Origin of the sequence: Halalkalibacter flavus (assembly GCF_036663575.1) — a bacterium.
In the GTDB taxonomy this organism is placed as follows: Bacteria; Bacillota; Bacilli; order Bacillales; family Bacillaceae_D; genus Halalkalibacter; species Halalkalibacter flavus.
In genome coordinates this window covers 1-247 of record NZ_JAWRVK010000357.1, presented here as the reverse complement: position 1 = coordinate 247, position 247 = coordinate 1, and the positions used below count along the sequence as shown (strand labels likewise).

Annotated in this window: 1 protein-coding gene; it reads left to right on the top strand. The window is 53.4% G+C overall.

The window, feature by feature from the left end; genetic code table 11:
* On the top strand, nt 1-247 hold a 247-nt coding region (locus SAY88_RS25470; RefSeq protein WP_332635229.1), incomplete at both ends, for a hypothetical protein.

Sequence of the window (247 nt, the reverse complement as noted above, 5' to 3'; positions counted from 1 at the left end):
CATGTTCTCAGTGCTGTTCCTCTTCGGGTTAGTCTCGACGGCCCTCAGCTTCCCAGGTCCTGTCGGAGTAACCGAAGGGCTTCCGGAAGGACAAGTAGAGGAGTTCTTCGACAACGTAGCGAAGTCCGCCTTCAAGACTCTCAGCAAATCCACGGATATACCCGATGTCGACTGGGGCTTCGACAGCATCTACGGGATACCCTTCAAAATCCGTGTACAGACGAAGAATGGTAAACTGGAAAGCCGC